General features: G+C 63.2%; 19 protein-coding genes. 11 read left to right on the forward strand and 8 right to left on the reverse strand.

Features of this window, described 5'->3' with window-relative positions:
• Nucleotides 1-143: 143 nt before the first annotated feature.
• Nucleotides 144-1,109: a cation diffusion facilitator family transporter gene (locus NKJ04_RS01365; protein WP_023810753.1), complete on the forward strand. Its 966-nt coding sequence runs from the start codon at nucleotides 144-146 to the stop codon at nucleotides 1,107-1,109.
• 62 nt (nucleotides 1,110-1,171) lie between these two features.
• Nucleotides 1,172-1,576, forward strand: a complete 405-nt coding sequence (locus NKJ04_RS01370) for a GFA family protein (protein ID WP_023810754.1) — start codon at nucleotides 1,172-1,174, stop codon at nucleotides 1,574-1,576.
• Between the two features lie 20 nt (nucleotides 1,577-1,596).
• Here the strand turns inward: NKJ04_RS01370 and NKJ04_RS01375 are convergent, their stop codons facing one another.
• Nucleotides 1,597-2,868, reverse strand: coding sequence for a DNA recombination protein RmuC (locus NKJ04_RS01375; RefSeq protein ID WP_352673009.1), 1,272 nt, complete (start codon nucleotides 2,866-2,868; stop codon nucleotides 1,597-1,599).
• A 103-nt stretch (nucleotides 2,869-2,971) separates the two neighbouring features.
• On the opposite strand from NKJ04_RS01375, the gene def reads away from it, so the two are divergent.
• The 6 genes from def to truA all read left to right on the forward strand — a co-directional run bounded on the left by def (nucleotide 2,972) and on the right by truA (nucleotide 6,693).
• Entirely contained in the window at nucleotides 2,972-3,502 is a 531-nt protein-coding gene (def, locus tag NKJ04_RS01380; RefSeq protein WP_352673214.1) for a peptide deformylase, read from the forward strand.
• 116 nt (nucleotides 3,503-3,618) lie between these two features.
• Nucleotides 3,619-3,879, forward strand: a complete 261-nt coding sequence (locus NKJ04_RS01385) for a hypothetical protein (RefSeq protein ID WP_023810757.1) — start codon at nucleotides 3,619-3,621, stop codon at nucleotides 3,877-3,879.
• A 5-nt stretch (nucleotides 3,880-3,884) separates the two neighbouring features.
• Nucleotides 3,885-4,301, forward strand: a complete 417-nt coding sequence (locus tag NKJ04_RS01390) for a type II toxin-antitoxin system VapC family toxin (RefSeq protein WP_023810758.1) — start codon at nucleotides 3,885-3,887, stop codon at nucleotides 4,299-4,301.
• A gap of 43 nt (nucleotides 4,302-4,344) precedes the next feature.
• Nucleotides 4,345-5,298 (forward strand): methionyl-tRNA formyltransferase, encoded by a 954-nt coding sequence (fmt, locus tag NKJ04_RS01395; RefSeq protein ID WP_023810759.1) that lies wholly within the window; start codon nucleotides 4,345-4,347, stop codon nucleotides 5,296-5,298.
• Entirely contained in the window at nucleotides 5,295-5,801 is a 507-nt protein-coding gene (locus NKJ04_RS01400; RefSeq protein ID WP_023810760.1) for a GNAT family N-acetyltransferase, read from the forward strand. The genes fmt and NKJ04_RS01400 overlap by 4 nt, the downstream gene beginning before the upstream one ends.
• 121 nt (nucleotides 5,802-5,922) lie before the next feature.
• Nucleotides 5,923-6,693, forward strand: coding sequence for a tRNA pseudouridine(38-40) synthase TruA (truA, locus tag NKJ04_RS01405; RefSeq protein ID WP_023810761.1), 771 nt, complete (start codon nucleotides 5,923-5,925; stop codon nucleotides 6,691-6,693).
• Here truA and NKJ04_RS01410 read toward each other — a convergent pair.
• Together NKJ04_RS01410 and dapE are read right to left on the reverse strand one after the other, a co-directional pair.
• A complete protein-coding gene (locus NKJ04_RS01410) occupies nucleotides 6,660-7,295 on the reverse strand; it encodes a transporter (RefSeq protein WP_352440611.1) in 636 nt (211 codons plus the stop codon). The genes truA and NKJ04_RS01410 overlap by 34 nt on opposite strands.
• Before the next feature lie 5 nt (nucleotides 7,296-7,300).
• Nucleotides 7,301-8,494, reverse strand: a complete 1,194-nt coding sequence (gene dapE, locus NKJ04_RS01415) for a succinyl-diaminopimelate desuccinylase (RefSeq protein WP_352440610.1) — start codon at nucleotides 8,492-8,494, stop codon at nucleotides 7,301-7,303.
• Between the two features lie 127 nt (nucleotides 8,495-8,621).
• Between dapE and NKJ04_RS01420 the strand changes: the two genes are divergently transcribed.
• A complete protein-coding gene (locus NKJ04_RS01420) occupies nucleotides 8,622-9,662 on the forward strand; it encodes a 2-dehydropantoate 2-reductase (RefSeq protein WP_023810764.1) in 1,041 nt (346 codons plus the stop codon).
• Here the strand turns inward: NKJ04_RS01420 and NKJ04_RS01425 are convergent.
• From NKJ04_RS01425 to dapD, 4 genes are all read right to left on the reverse strand, one after another.
• Nucleotides 9,565-10,338, reverse strand: coding sequence for a hypothetical protein (locus NKJ04_RS01425; protein WP_023810765.1), 774 nt, complete (start codon nucleotides 10,336-10,338; stop codon nucleotides 9,565-9,567). The genes NKJ04_RS01420 and NKJ04_RS01425 overlap by 98 nt on opposite strands.
• A 13-nt stretch (nucleotides 10,339-10,351) precedes the next feature.
• Nucleotides 10,352-10,729: a DUF805 domain-containing protein gene (locus tag NKJ04_RS01430; RefSeq protein ID WP_023810766.1), complete on the reverse strand. Its 378-nt coding sequence runs from the start codon at nucleotides 10,727-10,729 to the stop codon at nucleotides 10,352-10,354.
• On the reverse strand, nucleotides 10,722-11,084 hold the full coding sequence (locus NKJ04_RS01435; RefSeq protein WP_128304182.1) for a DUF805 domain-containing protein: 363 nt from the start codon (nucleotides 11,082-11,084) through the stop codon (nucleotides 10,722-10,724). Before NKJ04_RS01435 ends, NKJ04_RS01430 begins: the two co-directional genes overlap by 8 nt.
• Before the next feature lie 72 nt (nucleotides 11,085-11,156).
• Nucleotides 11,157-12,011, reverse strand: a complete 855-nt coding sequence (gene dapD, locus NKJ04_RS01440) for a 2,3,4,5-tetrahydropyridine-2,6-dicarboxylate N-succinyltransferase (protein WP_023810768.1) — start codon at nucleotides 12,009-12,011, stop codon at nucleotides 11,157-11,159.
• A gap of 227 nt (nucleotides 12,012-12,238) precedes the next feature.
• On the opposite strand from dapD, the gene NKJ04_RS01445 reads away from it, so the two are divergent.
• On the forward strand, nucleotides 12,239-13,084 hold the full coding sequence (locus NKJ04_RS01445; protein ID WP_013528481.1) for an LOG family protein: 846 nt from the start codon (nucleotides 12,239-12,241) through the stop codon (nucleotides 13,082-13,084).
• Between the two features lie 79 nt (nucleotides 13,085-13,163).
• Here NKJ04_RS01445 and NKJ04_RS01450 read toward each other — a convergent pair whose 3' ends face one another.
• Nucleotides 13,164-13,889, reverse strand: coding sequence for a pyrimidine 5'-nucleotidase (locus tag NKJ04_RS01450; protein WP_127272323.1), 726 nt, complete (start codon nucleotides 13,887-13,889; stop codon nucleotides 13,164-13,166).
• Between the two features lie 160 nt (nucleotides 13,890-14,049).
• Here NKJ04_RS01450 and NKJ04_RS01455 point away from each other — a divergent pair, with 160 nt between their 5' ends.
• The gene (locus NKJ04_RS01455; RefSeq protein WP_127296470.1) at nucleotides 14,050-14,811 is read left to right on the forward strand and encodes a GGDEF domain-containing protein; all 762 of its coding nucleotides are present in this window, start codon (nucleotides 14,050-14,052) and stop codon (nucleotides 14,809-14,811) included.
• The last annotated feature ends 130 nt before the right edge of the window (nucleotides 14,812-14,941 follow it).

Raw genomic sequence — 14,941 nt, forward strand, 5'->3', positions numbered from 1 at the left:
TCGTTCTGCCTACCAGTCTCTAACGACAGACCTCTTTAACGACCGCCGTTTTTGAACGAGCCAGCGGTTCACACGTTGTGGTGGCTGTGGAGCTTCTTCCATCTGACCATTAGACTGGGTGTGCATCGAATGGGGACAGCACCATGGCCGGGCACGGCGGCTCAAAAAAGGTGATCTACGCGGCGCTCGCCGGCAATTTCGCCATCGCGCTGACCAAGTTCGCCGCCGCCGCCTTTACCGGCAGTTCGGCGATGCTGTCGGAGGGCGTGCATTCGCTGGTCGATACCGGCAATGGCGGCCTGCTGCTCTACGGCATGCACCGTGCCGCCCGCCCGGCCGACCGGACGCATCCCCTCGGTCACGGCCGGGAACTCTACTTCTGGAGCTTCATCGTCGCGCTCCTCGTCTTCGCGCTGGGCGCCGGCGTGTCGTTCTACGAAGGCGTGATCCATATGATGGCGCCGGAGCCGGTCGCCAACGCCGAGGTGACCTACATCGTGCTCGGCCTTTCCTTCCTGTTCGAAGGCAGTTCGTGGTGGGTGGCGCTGAAAGAGTTCCGCCAGCAGAAGGGCAAGCAGGGCTGGCTGCGGGCGGTGCAGTCGAGCAAGGACCCGAGCGTCTACACCGTGCTGTTCGAGGACAGCGCAGCACTTCTCGGCCTGATCGTCGCGTTCGCCGGCATCCTGGCGGCGGAAGTTCTGGAGATGCCGGAACTCGACGGCGCCGCCTCCATCGGCATTGGGCTGATCCTGGGCGCGACGGCAATCTTCCTGGCCCGCGAAAGCAAGGGCCTGCTGATCGGCGAGCCGGCCTCGCTCGAGGTGCAGATGAAGGTGCTGGCGATCGCCCAGCAGGATCCGGCGGTGCAGCGGGCGAACGGCGTCCTGACCGTCCATATGGGGCCGGCAGAGATCGTCGCCGGCCTGAGCATCGAGTTCGAGGACCATTTGACGGCGCCCGAGATCGAAGCTTGCGTCGAGCGCCTGGAGGCGCAGCTGAAGAAGGAGATGCCGGAGATCACACGGCTGTTCGTCAAGCCGCAGACGTCAGGCACCTGGGAGCAGCGGCGCAGGCTGATCGAGAACGCATCCGATCCGGCTCTGGACTAGCGCTGCGCCATTGCCTCACGGTCTTCCCCCGCTAGGATTAAAGGGACTTTGGAGGAGCGAAGATGAAAATCGACGGCGGCTGCCATTGTGGCGCCATCACCTACGAGGCGGAGGTCGACCCGGAGAACACCGGAATCTGCCACTGCACCGATTGCCAACAACTGACCGGAACGGCTTTTCGCGTGACCGTGGGCGCGCCGGAAGGCCACTACCGGATCACCAAGGGTGCGCCAAAGGTCTATATCAAGACAGGATCGAGCGGCGACAAGCGCGCGCAGGGCTTTTGCGGCGAGTGCGGCTCGCATCTCTACGCGACATCGGTTGGCGACGGGCCGAAGGTTTATGGCATCCGGGTCGGCACGGCGCGGCAACGTGAACAGCTGGTCCCGAGACGGCAAAGCTGGCACCGCTCGGCGCTGCCCTGGTTGCCGGAATTCCCAGGTATGACGACCAAGGAAGAGCAGTAGGGCGGATCCGGCGCTGCTGCTCAGTCGTCGCCTTCGACGACCCTCAGCCTGAGCTGCCCGGTTTTCGAATCGGCAACGCGCGCGCCAGTATCGACTTTCGCGGCGGGAGCCCGTGACGCTGCGTCCGCGGCGGCATCGCCGTCGGGCTGCGCGCCGAACTCCAGCGCTTCGATCTTCTGGCCGCGCTTGGTGACCTTCGACGTCGAAACCAGGATGTCGTCGATGTCCTTGGCCGACTGGCCGAAATGGACCTGCAGCTTGCGCACCCGCTCATCGACACGCGCGACATCCTCCATCAGCCGAATGACCTCGCCCTGGATCAGATGCGCCTGTTCGCGCATGCGGGCATCCTTGAGGATCGCCTGGATGACCTGGATCGACAGCATCAGCAGCGACGGCGAGACGATGACGATTCGGGCACGGTGCGCCTTATGGACGATCGCCTCGAAATTCTCGTGGATCTCGGCGAACACCGATTCCGACGGCACGAACATGAAGGCCGTGTCCTGCGTCTCGCCCTGGATCAGGTATTTTTCCGAGATATCGCGGACATGGATCTCGATGTCGCGGCGGAAGGCCTGCGAGGCGGCCTTCTGCAGGTCGGCGCCGTCGGCGGCGCGGATGGCATTCCAGGCCTCGAGCGGAAACTTGGCGTCGATGGCCAGCGACGGCGCGCCGTTCGGCATCTTCACCAGGCAGTCGGGACGGCTGCCGTTCGACAGCGTCGCCTGGAATTCATAGGCGCCATGCGGCAGGCCGTCGGCAACGATCGCCTCCATGCGCGACTGGCCGAAAGCACCGCGCGTCTGCTTGTTGGAGAGGATCGCCTGCAGCTGCACGACCTGGCCGGCGAGCGATTGGATGTTGCCCTGCGCGACATCGATGATAGCCAGCCGCTCCTGCAACTTGGCCAGGCTCTCATGCGTGGATTTCGTCTGCTCGGTCATGGTCTGGCCGAGCCGGCCGGTCATGGTGTCCAGGCGCTGGCCGATCGATTGCGTCAGCTCCGCCTGCCGTGCGCCGAACACTTCCGCAATGGCGCCCATGCGACCCTGCATTTCGGCCTGGCTTTGCAGAATTCCGGCCATCCGCGCCTCGGCATCGCGGGCATGATCGGCGGCTTCCGCAGCCGCCACGGCGCGCGCCTTCGCCGACCGCCACAGCGCAACGACCAGCGCCACGAACAGGGCCAGAAACAGCAAAGCGCCGAAGGCCAGCGCATGGCCGAGCGTGATGGTTGTGGCGCCAAGCCGGGCGACAGGCTCCGAAAGGATGGTGCTCAAATCATTCATGTGGACAGCATAGACGATTCGCCGCGATAGCACAGATCAAAACGTGAACGAGCCTCATGCCAACCGGTTGACGCTTTTCGCTGGAGGTCTTACGTGGAACGCCATGCCGATCAAGCCGCTCATCATCCTTCCCGACCCCATCCTGCGCCAGGTTTCCCAACCGGTGGAGCGTGTCGACGCGCCCCTGCGCAGATTAGCCGACGACATGCTGGCGACCATGTATGACGCGCCGGGCATTGGGTTGGCGGCAATCCAGGTCGGCGAGCCGCTGCGCTTGCTGGTGATCGATCTCGCCAAGGAAGACGAGACGCCGGCGCCGCATGTCTTCATCAATCCGGAAATCCTGGAGAGCGCCGACGCGCGCTCGGTCTACGAGGAAGGCTGCCTGTCGATCCCGGATTATTACGCCGAGGTCGAACGCCCGGCCGCCGTACGGGTCAAATATCTCGACCGCGACGGCAAGCTGCAGGAGATGGAGGCCGAGGGCCTGATGGCCACCTGCCTGCAGCATGAGATCGACCACCTCAATGGCGTCCTGTTCATCGACCACATCTCGAAGCTGAAGCGCGACATGGTCGTGAAGAAATTCAAGAAGCTCGCCAAGGACAAAGCGCCGGGCAAGCTGGTGGGATAGGGCATGCTCTGTCGGAGCACGGCCCCTCCGCTCAGCCTCGGCGGTTCAGCTTCACGAACCTTCGATTGAAAATACCGACCTGCTGTGATATCAGTGATATCACGTAGGAGGTGTCTATGGGTGACATGCTGATCCGTGGGATCAATCCGGAATTGAAACGGCGTCTCGAGGAAAGTGCGCGGCTGAACAGGCGCAGCCTTTCGGAGGAAGCGGTCGTCTTGATACAGAAGGGTTTTGCAACACAATTTGCTGGCGCCGAAAAAGTCGGCGATCGCCTCTATTCGCTCGTCGGCGATGATCGTTTCACAAGCGACGAGATTCAGGAAATAGCGAGGTCGCGAAGTGAGGCCGATCGTGGGCCGCCTGATTTCCGTTGACCGAAATGATTATACTGGACACCAACGTCATATCGGACGTGCTATCGCGGCAACGGAGCAAAAACGTTCTCAACTGGTTGAATGGCCAAGAGCCTGCGACCCTTTTCCTCTCCACCATTGTTTTTGCAGAGCTCTATTTCGGAGCCTACCTCGTTCAGGAGGCCATCCGGCGGGATGGTCTTCTCCAAAGCATTTCGAGGATCCGGGGCGAATTTTCGGGTCGGATCCTGGTTTTTGGGGATCTGCCCGCAGAACACTATGGCCGCATTGCCGCGGCAAGACGACTCGCTGGCAGACCTGTCGAAACCAAGGACGCGATGATAGCTGCGATCTGCCAGGTGCACGACGCCACGCTTGCCACCCGCAACGTTCGAGACTTCGACGGACTTGACCTGAAGCTGGTAAACCCGTTTGAAGCCTGAGCTGACTTCCCGGCGCAGGTAGAGAGAAGGTCTCGGAAGAAAAATGCCCCTTCGCGTCATCTTCATGGGCACGCCGGAGTTTTCGGTGCCGACTTTGCGCGCGATCGCCGAGGCTGGCCATGAGATATCAGTCGTCTATACCCAGCCGCCGCGCGCTGCCGGACGGCGCGGGCTGGAGCTGACACCGTCGCCGGTGCAGCGCGAGGCGGAGCGACTGGGCATCGAGGTGCGAGCGCCGGTTTCGCTCAAAGGCGAGGCCGAGCAGACCGCCTTCCGTGCCTTGCGGGCCGACGTCGCTGTGGTCGTCGCCTATGGCTTGCTGCTCCCGAAGGCGGTTCTGGAGGCGACCCGGCTTGGCTGCATCAACGGCCATGCGTCGCTTCTGCCGCGCTGGCGCGGGGCCGCGCCGATCCAGCGCGCCATCATGGCCGGCGACCTGGAAAGCGGCATGATGGTGATGCGCATGGAAGAGGGGCTGGACACCGGCCCGGTCGGGCTGATTGAAAAATGCGCCATCGAACCCGATATGACAGCCGGCGATTTGCATGATCGGTTGATGAGCGTCGGTGCTGCCTTGATGGTGGAAGCGCTGGCGCGGTTGGAAGGGAACACCCTGACATTCACCACACAAGCTGTGGAGGGGGTGACCTACGCCAAGAAAATCGATAAATCCGAGACTCGCGTGGACTGGACTCGCTCAGCAAGTGAGGTCCACAATCATATTCGCGGCCTGTCGCCCTTTCCCGGCGCCTGGTCGGAGATAGGAATTGGCGGCCGCCGGGAGCGGCTGAAACTGCTTCGCTCGACGCTGTCGCAAGGCCTGTCGCTTTGGGAAGAGTTGGGCGAGTCGGGAGGAATTCTCGATGACCGGCTGACGGTCGCCTGCGGGGCAGGCGCGATCAGGCTGGTCGAAGTTCAACGGGCGGGCGGAAAGCCCGCTGCCGCGTCGGAATTCCTGCGCGGGGCCAAGATCGAAAAAGGACTGAAATTCTCATGAGCATGATGTCGATACGCGCGGCAACGCCGCGGGATCGCGAGGCCATCCGCCTCGTCGAGGAACACGCTTTCGGCCAGCAGGCGGAGGCCGGTCTGGTCGACGCGCTGGTGACTGGCGGCAACGCTGTTGCCGAACTGGTGGCGGAAGAGGACGGCCAGGTGGTCGGCCACATCCTGTTTTCGCGGCTGTTCGTCCAGAATGGCGGCAAGACCTTCGCCGCCGTGGCGCTCGCGCCGCTGGCGGTGGAGCCCTCGTTCCATGGCAGCGGCATCGGCGGCGCGCTGATCCGCGAGGCGCATATCCGCCTCAGGGATGCCGGCGAAACGCTGGCCGTGGTGCTCGGCGACCCCACCTATTACGGGCGTTTCGGATATAGCCACACGCGTGCCGAGAACTTCGAGAGCGAATACCAGGGCGAAGCGCTGCAGGCGCTGGCTTGGGGCGACGCGCCTGACGCCGGCAGGCTGGTATACGCCTCCGCCTTCACCGCTCTCGCCGCCTAGAACAGTCCACCGTTTCATGGAAACGGCGAACTGCTCTACCTCTTTGTTTGAACGCAATTCCGAACGGAAAACCGTTTCACACTTTTCCTGGAATTGCCCGAGGCGAGAGCTCTAGTCGCAAATGCCGCGTTTTCGCCTCGACATCGAATATGATGGCAGCCTGTTTGCCGGCTGGCAGCACCAGGCGGATCAGCCTTCGGTGCAACAGGCGATCGAGCGGGCGATCGAAAAATTCTGCGGCGAAGCGATCAGGCTGCGCGCCGCCGGCCGCACCGATGCCGGCGTGCATGCGACAGCGCAGGTGGCGCATGTCGATCTCGTCAAGGCGTGGCCGGGCGACAAGGTGCGCGATGCCGTCAACGCCCATCTGCAGGCGGCCGGGGCGCGCATCGCCATCTTGAAAGCGACGGTCGTTTCCGACAGCTTCGACGCCCGCTTCTCGGCCATCGGCCGCCACTATCTCTACCGCATCCTAAACCGCCGTGCCCCGGCCGCGCTCGACAAGGGCAAGGTGTGGTGGGTGCCGAAGCGGCTCGACGCCGGCGCCATGCACGAAGCGGCGAAAGTCCTGCTCGGACGGCATGACTTCACCACCTTCCGCTCGACCCAGTGCCAGGCCAACAGCCCGATCAGGACGCTGGAACGGCTCGATGTGAGCCGACAGGGCGACATAGTCGAGGTCAGGGCTTCGGCGCGCTCGTTCCTGCACAACCAGGTGCGTTCGATGGTCGGCTCACTGAAGCGCGTCGGCGACGGCGGCTGGAGCGCGGCCGACCTGAAAACGGCGCTCGAGGCGCACGACCGCGCCGCCTGCGGCCAGGTGGCGCCGCCCGACGGGCTGTTTCTCACCGGTGTCGATTATCCAGTCGAGACGAGCCCGGACAGGCTCTGAACTCCGACATCGTCCGGCACGGTGATGCCGAGCAGCGTCTGCAGGCCGAACAGCACCAGCAGCGAGGCGATGAACATGCCGACGAAAACGGCGGTGCCGACCGATGCGCCCCTGCCGATCGTGGCGTTGGTCATGCGCCAGGTCAGCACCATCGACAGGGCAAACAGGAACAGCGACACAAGGCTCGCAGCCTGGCTTGCGGACGACAGGAAAAGCCGGATCAGCGCCGAGGGCAGCATCAGCCAGGCGGTGATGGCCGAAGCCCAGTTGCTGGCGACGACGTAGTGGACGAAGCGGCCGCCGATGCCGGCGCGCGGCGCGATCAAAGCGAGCGCAACCAGCGGCAGCACCCAGGAGCCGATGTCGACCGTCGCCAGGCGCACCAGCATGCTGAAGCGCCCCGCGAAGGCGTCGGGATCGCCGATTTCGTTGGCGATGCCGACCCAGCCGACGATCAGCGCCGGTGCTGCAACGACAATGGCGAAGAAGGAATTCCAGAAGCCGTCGGCCGATAGGTCGAGCAGGCGCAGGCCGTCGACCTTGCCGAGCATCAATCGCCAGGCGCCCGTCAGCGAAGCTTGGGTTTCGTCCGCCGAAAGCATGCCGTTCAGCCCTGTCCGAACCAGTCTTCTATGAAGCGCTGGTAAATTTGCGTCAGCGTTTCGAGATCGGCAATGGCGACGCGCTCGTCGACCATGTGCATTGTCTTGCCGACCAGCCCGAACTCGACCACCGGACAATAGTCCTTGATGAAACGCGCGTCGGACGTTCCACCGGAGGTGGACAGCGTCGGCTCCTTGCCGACCGCCGACTTGATCGAGCCGCGCAGCGTTTCGATAAGCCTGTCGTCGCGCGTCAGAAAGACATGGCTAGGCCGGTCGCGCCAGACGAGCTCGTAGTCGACCGGCGTCTTCTTGCCCTGCCGGTACTTCTTGCGCCTGGCCGCCTGGTCGAGCCGGTTGTGGATCTCGGCCTGCAGGGTCTCGTCCGTCCAGGTGTCGTTGAAGCGGATGTTGAAGGTCGCGGTCGCTTTGGCCGCAATGACATTGGTGGCGGGGTTGCCTACATCGATGGAGGTGATCTCCAGATTGGTCGGCTGGAAATCCCTGGTTCCCTTGTCGAAAACCGGATGCAGCAAGGCGTCGACCAGGCTCATCAGCCCGCGCACCGGATTGTCGGCAAGCAGGGGATAGGCGACATGGCCCTGGCGGCCATTGACGGTGACGGCGCCGGACATCGAGCCGCGGCGGCCGATCTTGATCATGTCGCCGAGAGCGTCCGGATTGGTCGGCTCGCCGACGACAGAGGCATCCCATTTCTCGCCCCGCGAAGCCGCCCATTCGAGCAGCTTCACCGTGCCGTTGATCGCGGGGCCTTCCTCGTCGCCGGTGATCAGCAGCGAGACCGACCCTTTCGGACCGCCATTGGCCTCGACATGGCGCGCCACGGCGGCGATGAAACAGGCAATGCCGCCCTTCATGTCGACGGCGCCGCGGCCATACATCTCGCCATTGGCGATCTCGGCGGCGAAAGGCGGATGCGTCCAGGCGGCTTCGTCGCCGACAGGCACCACGTCGGTGTGTCCGGCGAACATCAGATGCGGGCCATTGCCGGAGCGCCTTGCATAGAGGTTTTCGATATCGGGCGTGCCGTCTTCGGAAAACACCGGCCGATCGACCAGGAAGCCGAGCGGTTTGAGCATCGTCTCCAGCGCGGTCAGCGCGCCGCCCTCAGCGGGCGTCACCGAAGCGCAACGGATAAGGGCGGCGAGGTTTTCGGCGGGATCGGTCGGCAGCGTCATGGCAAAAGCGATAGTCGAAAGCGCAGGGCCTGTCACGGCCAGACATAGGGGCCAGCGTCATGGCTGGCGATACCGCCGATATTATGGTTTTCATGTCTTATAGTTGCGACCCGGCGCGGGCGGCAGGATGGCAGACAAGCACAAACGGATCGTCATAGCCGGTGCCGGCAGCATCGGCTGCTATGCCGGCGGCTGCCTGGCGCTGGCCAACCGAGAGGTCATTCTGCTGGCTCGGCCTCGCATCGAGGCAGCGTTGCGGCAGGGTGGATTGCGGGTCAGCGACCTCCAGGGCCCCGATCGCTCGATCAAGCCCGAGGCGCTTGTCGTCACCGCCGATCCGGCCGTCGCCCTGCCGCCGGCGGACGTGATCTTGGTCACGGTCAAGAGCGGCGCCACCCAGGATATGGCGGACCTCATCAAGGCCCATGCCCGCCCCGATGCCGTGGTGATCAGCCTGCAGAACGGTGTCGGCAATGCCGACAGGCTGCGCGCTGAACTTGCCGGACGTACGGTGCTGGCCGGCATGGTGCCGTTCAATGTGGTGCAGTCGCCGGACAGCGAACTGCCGCTGCGCGTTCACCGCGCCAGCGACGGCACGGTAATGGTCGAGGATGGCGACGCCGGCTTGGCCGACCTGCTTGGAGTCGAAGGGTTTGCGGTCGAAACCCGTGGCGACATGAAGGCTGTGCTGTGGGGCAAGCTGCTGATGAATTTGAACAACGCACTGGTGGCGCTTTCCGGCCTGCCGCTGACGGCCGAACTGGCCGATCGGCGCTGGCGGCTGATCCTGGCCAGCCAGATCGACGAGGCGCTCACGGCGATGAAAGCGACCGGCATCGAGCCGGCGCGGATCGCCGGCCTGCGGCCGGCGCTGCTGCCGAAGGTGCTCAGGCTGCCTGACTGGCTGTTCAAGCTTCTGGCGCGGCGCATGCTGGCGATCGACGCGCAGGCGCGCTCGTCGATGTGGGACGATCTTCAGCGCGGCCGGCCGACGGAGATCGACGACTTGCAAGGCGCCATCTTGCAGCTGGCGGGGAAGGTCGGCACGCCCGTGCCGACGGTTCAGCGGATCACCGCCTTGGTGCGCGCGGCGGAAGCGGAGCGGCTTGGCTCGCCGGGCCTGCCGCCGGAGCAGGTTGTTGCACCGGCCGGCCGTCGATCAACGTGATCTTCTGCCAGATTTTCCGCGACAGGTTTGACGCCAGGTTCTCGATGTCGTTGACGCCGTCGATGACCACGTCGTCATTGACCGACTGTGCGAACAATGCGGCGATCTTGCCCGTGATCGACAGCATTTCGGAGCAATAATCGAGGTAACGGGCCAGGTCGGCGGCATTGGTGATGCGGGCGGGCGAATGCGACGTCGGCTTGAAATCGGCCGACAGCGCCGCCGGATCCTTGGTCAGCTGATGCATGTCGATGACGTGGATCAGCGAGCGCAGGCCATGCAGCTGGCGAAAGACCTGCTTGCGCTTGATGCGCTCCTCGGAGCGGATCAAGGCGAGAAATCCGACAATGGCGAGGATGAACATGTTGAGCGAAGCTTCGATGCCTTGCACCGACTGGACGGCATCACCGGGTTTGGAAATGCGGTCGAATGGCAGGACGGTGCCGACGAAGATGAACATCAATGCGCCGGCAACGACAGCGGCGACGATGAGGCCGCGCAGCCACCAGATCGGCGCTTCCAGGGCCTTGGCGCCCTGTGCCAGATCGCGCGACAGCGAGACCAGTTCGGCGGCAACGCCGCGCAGGCCGGCCTTGGGGAAACGCTCCGCAACACGCGTCTCCAGCCGTTCCGCGGTCTCGATGATCAGCTTCGGATCAAGCGTGCGGTAGCGCATGTCCGATCGGCCCTCAGGATTGTTCCGGCTCGTTGGTGCGCCGGCCATAGCGGTTGGGTCCAGGCTGCCCCGGAAACAGGCACAACACAAGGAAGGCGACGATCGAGACCACCGGCACGAACAGGATCAGCGCGGCAATGCCCGGCTTGTCCAAATCGTGCAGCCGCTTCACCGCCAGGGCGATGTTCGACCACAGCGAGGCGATGAAGGCGACGAAGAAGATGAACGACCACATGTTGCTCTCGGCCGAACCTTCCGGCACCAGCGTGAAGCGGTAGAGCGGGAAGGCCTGGATGATGGCGACGAGCAACCCGCCAAGAAAATAGGCCGCGCGACTGACGCGGCCCGAGGTTTTGAAGAAAAGCCAGGTGAGATCTGATCTGTCAGGCAAGCGGGTCCGGTCCATATTGATTGGCGCCCCTGGCGCCTTCGAGAATGCCGCATTCCACCAGAAACCAGATCGGGCCGATGAGCGGCACCAGCATGATCAGGCTCCACCAGCCCGACTTGCCGCGATCATGCCAGCGCTTGGCGTAGACTGCGAGTGCGAAATAGATCGAGGCCAGAGCGATGAGAATGCCGATGATGCCGATCTGGGCGCCACTGGCGGTGGTGATGCGTGTACCGAGAATCGCATCGAGAATAAAGGCAACGATGCCAATGACGATGAAAACGCCAATCGCTGCCCAGAACTTGCCACGGTTTATGCGACCATCAAAACTTGTGAGCAGATCCTTCCAGTCCATGTCACCCCTCCATGTTGAACCAGCGCGACCGATTGTCGCGCCGGCGGAAGGTGCGCTCGCTTTGCGCAAAGATCAATCGCGCAGCAATTCGTTGATCGAGGTCTTGGAGCGGGTCTTGGCGTCGACACGCTTGACGATGACGGCGCAGTAGAGGCTCGGACCTGGCTCGCCGTTAGGAAAGGACTTGCCCGGCATCGTTCCGGCGACGACGACGGAATTCGGCGGCACTTCGCCATAGAAGATCTCGCCGGTGGCGCGGTCGACGATCTTGGTCGACTGGCCGATGAAGACGCCCATGCCGAGCACCGAGCCTTCGCGCACGATGCAACCTTCGACCACTTCCGAACGCGCGCCGATAAAACAATTGTCCTCGATGATGGTCGGGCCGGCCTGCATCGGCTCCAGCACGCCGCCGATGCCGACGCCGCCGGAAAGGTGCACGTTCTTGCCGATCTGGGCACAGGAGCCTACCCCGACCCAGGTGTCGATCATGGTGCCTGTATCGACATAGGCGCCGACATTGACGAAGGACGGCATCAGCACGGCGCCCGGCGCGATATAGGCCGAGCGACGCACGATCGACCCCGGCACGGCCCGAAAGCCCGACTTTTCGAAATCGACAGCGCCCCAGCCATCGAACTTCGACGGCACCTTGTCCCACCACATCGCTTCGCCGGGACCACCCTTGATGATCTCCATCGGATTGAGCCGGAAGGACAACAGCACGGCCTTCTTCAGCCACTGGTTGACATGCCACTTGCCGTCGGCCTGCCGCTCGGCGACGCGGACGGCGCCGCGGTCGAGCAGGTCGAGCGCCGACTGGATGGCATCGCGCGTTTCGCCGCGCGTCGCAGTCGAAATCGCGTCGCGTTCCTCGAAGGCCTTCTCGATGGTCTTTTCGAGGCTCGCCAGATCGGGCTTCGACATGAATTCGCTCCATTACCAAGCTGTTAAGGGGCTGCGCCTTAACCTGTTTTGAAAGTCGCGCGGACCCCCATGCATGCTTCGCATGCTTGCGTCTTTGCATGTAGCAGGTTCTTGTCACAAAACCGCGGGACACTTTTGCGGAACCTGCTTATGTGAAGCCTTGGTGAGGGTCAATCGCGGCTGCGTCATGGGGCGGCGCAAGTTAAGAATTTGGACGGGTAGAGCGTATGACACCTATGGAAAAGGCGGGCTGGACGCCACTGCCGCATTCGGACGAGGATCTGGAGCGGTCGAAGAGTGTGCCGGACACGCCGCAGACGCGTGCCGAAACCTACCGGCTCGCCTGGAACGATCCCGACTTCATGACGCGGCGCGAGTTGCGCGCGGTCCGGCTGCAACTCGAACTCCTGAAACCGGAGATGATCCTGGCCGAACGCGGTATCCGCTCGACGGTGATCCTGTTCGGCGGCGCGCGCCTGCCGGAACCCGGCGGCGAGGCCTGGGCGGCCAAGAACGAGACGCAGAAGAAGAACCTCGAGGAAAACAGCAAATACTATGAGGAGGCGCGGAAATTCGCCCGCCTCTGCTCGCAACAGTCGGCTACCTCCTATTACCGCGAATATGTCGTGGTGACCGGTGGCGGGCCCGGCGTGATGGAAGCGGGAAACCGCGGCGCCGACGATGTCGGCGCGCCGTCGATCGGCCTCAACATCGTCCTGCCGCACGAGCAGGCGCCGAACATCTATGTGACGCCGGAGCTCTGCTTCAACTTCCATTATTTCGCTATCCGCAAGATGCATTTCGTCATGCGCGCCAAGGCGGTCGCGGTGTTTCCGGGCGGCTTCGGCACGATGGACGAATTCTTCGAGACGCTGACCCTGATCCAGACAGGGCGCATGGAGCGCGTGCCGGTGATCCTGTTCGGCAAATCGTTCTGGAAGCGGGCGATCGATCTCGATTTCCTCGCCGAGCAAGGCACGATCAGTCCCGGTGACCAGGACATCATCGACTTCGTCGACACCGCCGATGAAGCCTGGGGGATCATCAGCCGGTTCTACAAATTAGGGGAGTAGGGGAGTGGAATTGAAGAACTGACGAATTGAAGAACTGGGGGAATTGATCCGTAGAGACCGTCCTTCATTCTTCAATTCTTCAATTCTTCAATTCCCCTCTTCCTTCCCCCTCCACAATCGCCGTCAGAAACCCCGCCAGATCGTCGGTGACGAAATCGACGTCGTCCTCGTTGGTCGGGTCGCGCTCCCAGATCTCGGCAAAGGTCGGCTCGAAATTGCGCGGCACGATAAGCACCGTGGTCATGCCGAGCGACTTCGGCACCGACAGGTTACGGGCAAGGTCTTCGAACATCACCGCATTGTGGCCGGTGACGGCGTGCAGTTCGGCGAACTTCTCGTAGGTCTGGCGCGCCGGCTTGGGATTGAGCCCGGCGGCGACGATGTCGAAGATGTCGTCGAAATGGTCGAGGATGCCGAGTTGGCGCGCGGTGCGCTCGGCGTGCCTGCGGTCGCCATTGGTGAAGATGAACTTGCGGCCCGGAAGCTGGCGGATGGCGGTGCCGAGAACGGGATCGGGCACCAGCCATGAATAGTCGATGTCGTGGACCTTCTCGAGGAAATCGTCGGGGTCGATGCCATGACGTGTCATCAGGCCGTTCAGCGTCGTGCCATATTCGCGGTAGAGTTCCTTCTGCAACTTGCGCGCATCGTCGCGCGGCAATGCCAGCAGTTCGCCGACATAGGCGGTCATCTTGACGTCGATCTGCGAGAACAGATTCGAATGATGCGGATAGAGCGTGTTGTCGAGATCGAAGACCCAGTCGGTGACATGGGCGAAGCGGGCGGGGTCAGGGAGCGTGGTCATGGGCTCCTTATGGCATGAAACGCGCATTCCGAAAGCGACTTTATCCACAACTTCTGCTCGTTGAGGTTGCGTAAATCGCCTCACGATTCAAATTTTAGGCATCTGGGAAAGGTGGCCTTCAGGGCTTGCTGGCAGAGAGGCAGTCTTGTGGGAGCAAGCGATGAACAGCATAATTCTGAGATCCGCCGCCGTTGCTTTCGCCTCAGTCGCGGCCTCTCTCCTGCTGACCCTGATCATCGTTCCGGCCATGGGATTTCCGGTCAACCGCACGATCTGGCTGACCTCCACCCTCTGTCCGCTGGTGCTGGCGTGGGCCGCCAGCGCAAGCACTTTCTGGCAAAGCGACAGGCTGAAAAACGCGCATCGCGATCTCGCCCGCGCTCATGCCCAGCTCGCCGCCGCGCATCGCCGACTGGCGGAAAAGGCGAGCCGCGACGACATGACCGGCATGCTCAACCGGGAAAGTTTCTTTGCCGCGCTTGACGGTTCGCGCCGCAAGTCCGATCGCGGCGCGCTGCTGATCATCGACGCCGACCACTTCAAGACCATCAATGACAATTTTGGCCACCTGACAGGCGATGACGCGCTGCTTTTGATCGCCAGCGCGATCCAGCGCGGCGTGCGCAGCGGCGATGTGCTCGGCCGCATCGGCGGCGAGGAGTTCGGCGCCTTCCTGATCGGCGCCACCGAGCAGGAGGCCAAGCGCGTCGCCGAGCGCATTCGCCGCGAAGTCGAGCTGATCCGCTTCCGGCCCGTCGACGAGCGGACCATCCCGCTCACGGTCAGCATCGGCGGCACTGTCTGCAGCGAGGAAGCCAGTGTGTCGGAGCTGATGCGCGCCGCCGACCGGCGCCTCTACCAGGCCAAGCACCAGGGCCGTAACCTGACGATCATCGACACCGGCATTTCCGAGGCGGCGTGATCCGATCTGCCGCAACCGGCCTGTTAAGAAAACTCTAACCCTGTTTGCACTCGGTTGTACCGCTTAGCCGGGTTTTCACTGCTTTGCGGCCAGACTTGGCACGATACTGGCTTCCACGGTGATGCATGTG

The organism is Mesorhizobium sp. M0618, from assembly GCF_040320765.1.
GTDB lineage: Bacteria > Pseudomonadota > Alphaproteobacteria > Rhizobiales > Rhizobiaceae > Mesorhizobium.

What these genes read in the sequence shown, in the direction of transcription:
- NKJ04_RS01365 (WP_023810753.1), top strand. Translation starts at nt 144, where the DNA reads ATGGCCGGGCACGGCGGCTCAAAAAAGGTGATCTACGCGGCGCTCGCC.
- NKJ04_RS01370 (WP_023810754.1), top strand. Translation starts at nt 1,172, where the DNA reads ATGAAAATCGACGGCGGCTGCCATTGTGGCGCCATCACCTACGAGGCG.
- NKJ04_RS01375 (WP_352673009.1), bottom strand. Translation starts at nt 2,868, where the DNA reads ATGAATGATTTGAGCACCATCCTTTCGGAGCCTGTCGCCCGGCTTGGC.
- def (WP_352673214.1), top strand. Translation starts at nt 2,972, where the DNA reads ATGCCGATCAAGCCGCTCATCATCCTTCCCGACCCCATCCTGCGCCAG.
- NKJ04_RS01385 (WP_023810757.1), top strand. Translation starts at nt 3,619, where the DNA reads ATGGGTGACATGCTGATCCGTGGGATCAATCCGGAATTGAAACGGCGT.
- NKJ04_RS01390 (WP_023810758.1), top strand. Translation starts at nt 3,885, where the DNA reads ATGATTATACTGGACACCAACGTCATATCGGACGTGCTATCGCGGCAA.
- fmt (WP_023810759.1), top strand. Translation starts at nt 4,345, where the DNA reads ATGCCCCTTCGCGTCATCTTCATGGGCACGCCGGAGTTTTCGGTGCCG.
- NKJ04_RS01400 (WP_023810760.1), top strand. Translation starts at nt 5,295, where the DNA reads ATGAGCATGATGTCGATACGCGCGGCAACGCCGCGGGATCGCGAGGCC.
- truA (WP_023810761.1), top strand. Translation starts at nt 5,923, where the DNA reads ATGCCGCGTTTTCGCCTCGACATCGAATATGATGGCAGCCTGTTTGCC.
- NKJ04_RS01410 (WP_352440611.1), bottom strand. Translation starts at nt 7,295, where the DNA reads ATGCTTTCGGCGGACGAAACCCAAGCTTCGCTGACGGGCGCCTGGCGA.
- dapE (WP_352440610.1), bottom strand. Translation starts at nt 8,494, where the DNA reads ATGACGCTGCCGACCGATCCCGCCGAAAACCTCGCCGCCCTTATCCGT.
- NKJ04_RS01420 (WP_023810764.1), top strand. Translation starts at nt 8,622, where the DNA reads ATGGCAGACAAGCACAAACGGATCGTCATAGCCGGTGCCGGCAGCATC.
- NKJ04_RS01425 (WP_023810765.1), bottom strand. Translation starts at nt 10,338, where the DNA reads ATGCGCTACCGCACGCTTGATCCGAAGCTGATCATCGAGACCGCGGAA.
- NKJ04_RS01435 (WP_128304182.1), bottom strand. Translation starts at nt 11,084, where the DNA reads ATGGACTGGAAGGATCTGCTCACAAGTTTTGATGGTCGCATAAACCGT.
- dapD (WP_023810768.1), bottom strand. Translation starts at nt 12,011, where the DNA reads ATGTCGAAGCCCGATCTGGCGAGCCTCGAAAAGACCATCGAGAAGGCC.
- NKJ04_RS01445 (WP_013528481.1), top strand. Translation starts at nt 12,239, where the DNA reads ATGACACCTATGGAAAAGGCGGGCTGGACGCCACTGCCGCATTCGGAC.
- NKJ04_RS01450 (WP_127272323.1), bottom strand. Translation starts at nt 13,889, where the DNA reads ATGACCACGCTCCCTGACCCCGCCCGCTTCGCCCATGTCACCGACTGG.
- NKJ04_RS01455 (WP_127296470.1), top strand. Translation starts at nt 14,050, where the DNA reads ATGAACAGCATAATTCTGAGATCCGCCGCCGTTGCTTTCGCCTCAGTC.